This is a genomic window from bacterium, from assembly GCA_021158245.1.
Lineage (GTDB): Bacteria > Zhuqueibacterota > QNDG01 > QNDG01 > QNDG01 > QNDG01.
In genome coordinates, this window is sequence record JAGGVB010000218.1 from 1 (window position 1) to 4863 (window position 4863).

Genomic DNA, 4863 nt, shown 5'->3' on the forward strand with positions numbered 1-4863 from the left:
CCTCAAATCAATGCAGACAGAAAGCAGATTAAAAGGGTTATAATCAATCTTGTAAAAAATAGTATTGAAGCTTGTAAATCCGGTGATCAGATTAAATTATTAACAATGCCTTCCGATAAAAATGAATATTCTGTGAAGCTTGTTGTTTCTGACAGTGGAAGTGGAATGGATGAAGATATTCTCGGGAAAATTTTTAATCCTGATTTTACAACCAAAAGAAAAGGAACCGGCCTGGGGCTTGTGATAATAAGTAAAATAATTGAAGACCATGGCGGCAAAATAGAGGTGTCAAGCGTAAAGAACCAGGGAACAACAATTGTTATCTATCTGTAAGTGTAAACATAAACATGCTTGACAATAGTTATAAAACTTATTATACTCTATGGCTGATAATCGGGCGGTTTTTACAGTTATTCGGAGGATGTTTAATGTATCATATTTTTTATGAAACACATTTTGCAGCAGCGCACCAGCTTCACGGGTATGATGGTGAATGCAGCAAGATGCACGGGCATACGTGGAAGGTGAGGATTGAAATAAACGCTGAAAAGACAGATGAAATAGGTATATCATTTGATTTTAAAAAATTAAAAGCTGCAACAAATCAAGTTATTGACAGGCTGGATCATAATAATATCAATACTATCCCGCCTTTTGATAAAAAGAACCCTACAGCAGAGAATCTTGCAAGATACTGCTATCATGAAACAGGTAAACTGCTGCCTCAGTCAGTTAAGATGTCCTCTGTTACAGTCTGGGAATCAGACAGCTATGCGGTCTGCTACGAAGAGTAACAATGCTTAAGGTATCAGAAATATTCTACTCCATTCAGGGCGAGTCCACAACTATGGGGCTTCCTGCTGTTTTTGTAAGATTGGCAGGATGTAATCTTAACTGCACATATTGTGATACAAAGTACGCCAGAAGCGGAGGTACCAAATTTTCAATAGAAGAAATACTTGTGCAGGTCAAAAGTTTTAATTGTAACCGTGTGACAATTACAGGCGGGGAACCTCTTCTTCAGGAAGGCTCGGCTGCCCTTGCTCAAAGGTTGATTGATTCCGGATATGATGTGCAGGTAGAAACAAACGGTTCACAGAATATTAACCTGATTCCGGAAAAGGCACGATGCATTCTTGATATTAAAACACCCGGAAGCGGAGAGAGCGATAGAAATGATTTTCAGAATATTGACAGGCTTTCTGCAGAGGATGAGATAAAATTTGTGCTGACATCTATAGATGACTATGTGTGGGCAAAGGATAAGATTTCAGAGTACAGCCTGTCAGGCAGATTTGAAATTCTGTTTTCACCTGTATCAGATATGCTGAGCCCTGCAGTACTTGCAGAAAAAATACTGACTGATAATCTTGATGTAAGGCTGCATTTGCAGCTTCATAAAATTATCTGGCCGGACAGGGAAAGAGGAGTGTAAAAATGCCTGAATCTCTGAAAGCAGTGATTTTATTAAGCGGTGGGATTGATTCCAGTACAACTCTTGCAATTGCCCGTGATATGGGCTTTAAATGTTATGCTTTAAGTTTCAGGTACGGACAGAATAACTATATTGAGATTGAATCTGCAAAGAAGATGGCGGACAGGCTTGGAGCTGCAAGGCACATTGTGCTGGACATAGACCTTTCTGTGTTTGGCGGGTCAGCTCTTACAGGTACAGGAGAAATACCAAAAGACAGAAAAGAGGATGAAATAGCAGGAGGGAAAATACCTGTCAGTTATGTGCCTGCAAGAAATACGGTTTTTTTATCCCTCGGGCTTGCATGGGCTGAGTCCATAGGCGCACATGATATTTTTATTGGAGTCAATGCTCTTGATTATTCGGGATATCCTGACTGCAGAGAAGAGTTTATCCGTTCTTTTGAAAAAACTGCAAATTTAGGGACAAAACAGGGAGTTCAGGGCCATCCCTGTAAAATCCATACTCCTCTGATTAATCTTAGTAAAGCTGAAATAATTACAAGAGGAACTAAACTTGGCGTTGATTACAGCGTTACAATAAGCTGCTATGATCCTGACAATGAAGGCAGATCGTGCGGCAGGTGTGATTCATGCCTGCTTCGCAAAAAAGGATTCAGGGAAGCTGGAATAGATGATCCTACTGAATATGTATCAGGTTAAATATGGTTGTGATTTATGAATAATGCAGAATCGCAGATGAAAGAATCAAAATAAATTTTTGGAGATATTATGTCTGAGCTGAAACGCGGGCAGCGGGAAATAAGGGATTCCAAATTAACGGTTGTGGAAAATCATTATCCCGGCAGAGATTATCAGGTTGATATTACTCTGCCTGAGTTTACTTGTCTGTGCCCTATATCCGGATATCCGGATTTTGCAGCAATTCATGTTACATATATTCCTGATAAGAAAATAATTGAATTAAAGTCACTTAAACTTTACATTAATAAATTCAGGGATGAAGAGATGTTCCATGAGGCAGTAGTTAATAAGATTCTGGAAGATCTCGTTTCAGTTGCAAAACCGAGATATATGAAGGTTGTTGGGGATTTTAATCCTAGAGGCAATGTAAAAACCGTTGTAACAGCAGAATACAGGGGAGAAACAAATATTGATTGATATTCAGAATCAGCCGGATTACAGGAATCTGTCAATTGATCAGGTTGGAGTAAAAAATCTGGTTTATCCTATTACAGTGAGAGACCGGGTGAATAAGGTACAGCATACGGTAGGCTCAATTAACATGTATGTGAGCCTTCCGCATAATTTCCGCGGTACACATATGTCGAGATTCATTGAAATTTTAAACGAATACCATAGAAATCTCCATATTGATACTGTAGAGCATATAATGCATAATATGAAAGAAAAGCTCAATGCAGAGGAAGCTCACATGGAGGTTCGGTTTCCATATTTTATTGAGAAAAAAGCACCTGCTTCCGGTGCATTGGGCTTAATGGAGTACAACTGTTCATACATAGGTACATTAAAGGAAAAGAAGGATTTTATTGTAGGCGTTAAGGTACCTGTAACAACACTCTGTCCATGCTCTAAAGAAATTTCTGACCGCGGAGCACATAATCAGCGTTCAATTGTGAGCATTCAAATACGGTCAAAAAAGCTTGTCTGGATTGAAGAATTAATTGAATATGCAGAAGAGTCAGCATCAAGCCCTGTTTATTCCCTATTAAAAAGGGTTGATGAAAAAGTAGTGACAGAGCAGGCTTATGATAATCCCATGTTTGTTGAAGATGTTGTAAGAGAAGTTGCACAAAAGCTTGAAAATGATCATAGAGTTTTCTGGTACAAGGTTGAATCTGAAAATTTTGAATCCATACACAACCATAATGCTTATGCTTCAATAGAGCGGACAAAGTAGCAGCACCGGAGAAAAATCCGACAGATGAAATTTAATATTGAAAAGCAGTGGAGAGAGATATAATTTGCGAATCTGGAACAGGATAGATCAATATTTTAAACATAATATACTTAGATTTTTTGAAAAGATCGCCGCAAGGAAGCTGCTGAGCCCGGATCAGATCAACTGGGATCATGTAAATAGTATACTTATTGTCCGGCCTCATGATCAGTTAGGGGATTTCCTGCTTTCGTCTGCAGCATGGCGTGCCGTAGGAAAAGCTTTTCCTCATCTTAGAACAGGCCTTGTTGCGAGAAGCTATGCGGCAGATGCAGCACTGAACCACCCTTACATTGATGAGCTTATAATATTTTACGAAAGTGGATTCCAGTGGAACTTCCGGCGTATGGCGTTTTTCTGGAAAAACCTGTACAAGAGATGGGACATGGCTATTGTACTGGCATCAGAGAGCCACTCTCTTACGAGTGATCTTATTACAGTATTGTCCGGAGCAAAATATGTTATCGGTTCGGAGCGTTTCCCGTTCGGAGGCTGTAAGAAAAACTTTTTATACAATATCATTGTGCCTGACGGGGGTACTGACAAACATCAAACCAGACGAAATACTGAGATTGTAGAATACATAGGCGTGCCTGTAAATGATATTTCCGAAAGGATTTACATCTCTGATGACGAGAAACGTAAAGTGAAAGAGAAATTCAACGAAGCTTATAAGCAGAACCTGTGCGCAGGCCTGCACATAGGAGCAAACAAGAGGGAGAACAGGTGGCCTGTTTCAAAATTTGCAGAAACAGCAGAATTTCTTTATAGAAAGTACAACATTAAACCGGTTGTTTTCTGGGGGCCGAAAGAGAGCGAGCTGTCCGAAGAATTTGCTGATTTGGTCACAGTGCCGGTTCACATGATTCCGCCCTCAACTCTCAGGCGTCAGGCAGTACATTTTTCTCTGTGTGATGCTGTAGTATGCAATGATACCGGAATTATGCATCTGTGTGCTTCTGCAGGCACACCTCTTGTTGCTGTTTTCGGCCCTACTGATCCGGCATTATGGAAGCCTCAGGGAGATAAATTCCGGGCTGTAAGGTCCGCTGACCGCAGGACAAACAACGTATCAGTGGAAGATGTAGAGGAAGAATTGTCGCAAATTCTTGATAAAAAGATATGAGCCTGTTAATTTTTTGGATATAAACAGATGATTTCAGCACTTGTAATTACAAAAAATGAAGAAAAGAATATTTCCCGGTGTATAGAAAGCATAAGCTGGGCAGATGAAGTTATCATAGTTGATGCTGAAAGTTCAGACAGAACATGTGAAATTGCCGAAGCTCTTGAAGCAGAGGTAATTATCCGCAAGTGGCAGGGTTATGTTGCACAGCGGATGTTTGCATTATCAAAAGCAAGAGGAGACTGGGTTCTGTTTGTTGATGCAGATGAAGTTGTCACTGATGAGCTGAGAGAAGATATTCTTGCCAGAGCAGGAAAAGAAAAGTATAACGGTTATTATATGA

8 protein-coding genes are annotated in these 4863 nt (G+C 39.9%); all 8 read left to right on the forward strand.

What is annotated here, in order from left to right; all coding sequences use genetic code 11:
- Positions 1–333 (forward strand): ATP-binding protein (locus J7K93_13315; protein MCD6117979.1); only part of this gene is annotated, 333 nt, incomplete at its 5' end.
- 95 nt (positions 334–428) lie between these two features.
- Positions 429–794, forward strand: a complete 366-nt coding sequence (gene queD, locus J7K93_13320) for a 6-carboxytetrahydropterin synthase QueD (GenBank protein MCD6117980.1) — start codon at positions 429–431, stop codon at positions 792–794.
- A gap of 2 nt (positions 795–796) precedes the next feature.
- Complete coding sequence (locus J7K93_13325; GenBank protein MCD6117981.1) at positions 797–1435, forward strand: radical SAM protein; 639 nt, start codon at positions 797–799, stop codon at positions 1433–1435.
- Positions 1436–1437: 2 nt separating this feature from the next.
- The gene (queC, locus tag J7K93_13330; GenBank protein ID MCD6117982.1) at positions 1438–2136 is read left to right on the forward strand and encodes a 7-cyano-7-deazaguanine synthase QueC; all 699 of its coding nucleotides are present in this window, start codon (positions 1438–1440) and stop codon (positions 2134–2136) included.
- Between the two features lie 69 nt (positions 2137–2205).
- The gene (gene queF, locus J7K93_13335) at positions 2206–2595 is read left to right on the forward strand and encodes an NADPH-dependent 7-cyano-7-deazaguanine reductase QueF (GenBank protein ID MCD6117983.1); all 390 of its coding nucleotides are present in this window, start codon (positions 2206–2208) and stop codon (positions 2593–2595) included.
- On the forward strand, positions 2588–3355 hold the full coding sequence (locus J7K93_13340) for a GTP cyclohydrolase I FolE2 (protein MCD6117984.1): 768 nt from the start codon (positions 2588–2590) through the stop codon (positions 3353–3355). The genes queF and J7K93_13340 overlap by 8 nt, the downstream gene beginning before the upstream one ends.
- Before the next feature lie 37 nt (positions 3356–3392).
- The gene (locus tag J7K93_13345) at positions 3393–4520 is read left to right on the forward strand and encodes a glycosyltransferase family 9 protein (protein ID MCD6117985.1); all 1128 of its coding nucleotides are present in this window, start codon (positions 3393–3395) and stop codon (positions 4518–4520) included.
- Between the two features lie 27 nt (positions 4521–4547).
- Positions 4548–4863 (forward strand): glycosyltransferase family 2 protein (locus J7K93_13350; protein ID MCD6117986.1); only part of this gene is annotated, 316 nt, incomplete at its 3' end.

Excerpts from the sequence above, each read along its gene's own strand:
- queD (MCD6117980.1), top strand. The coding sequence starts at position 429 with ATGTATCATATTTTTTATGAAACACATTTTGCAGCAGCGCACCAGCTT.
- queC (MCD6117982.1), top strand. The coding sequence starts at position 1,438 with ATGCCTGAATCTCTGAAAGCAGTGATTTTATTAAGCGGTGGGATTGAT.
- queF (MCD6117983.1), top strand. The coding sequence starts at position 2,206 with ATGTCTGAGCTGAAACGCGGGCAGCGGGAAATAAGGGATTCCAAATTA.
- J7K93_13325 (MCD6117981.1), top strand. The coding sequence starts at position 797 with ATGCTTAAGGTATCAGAAATATTCTACTCCATTCAGGGCGAGTCCACA.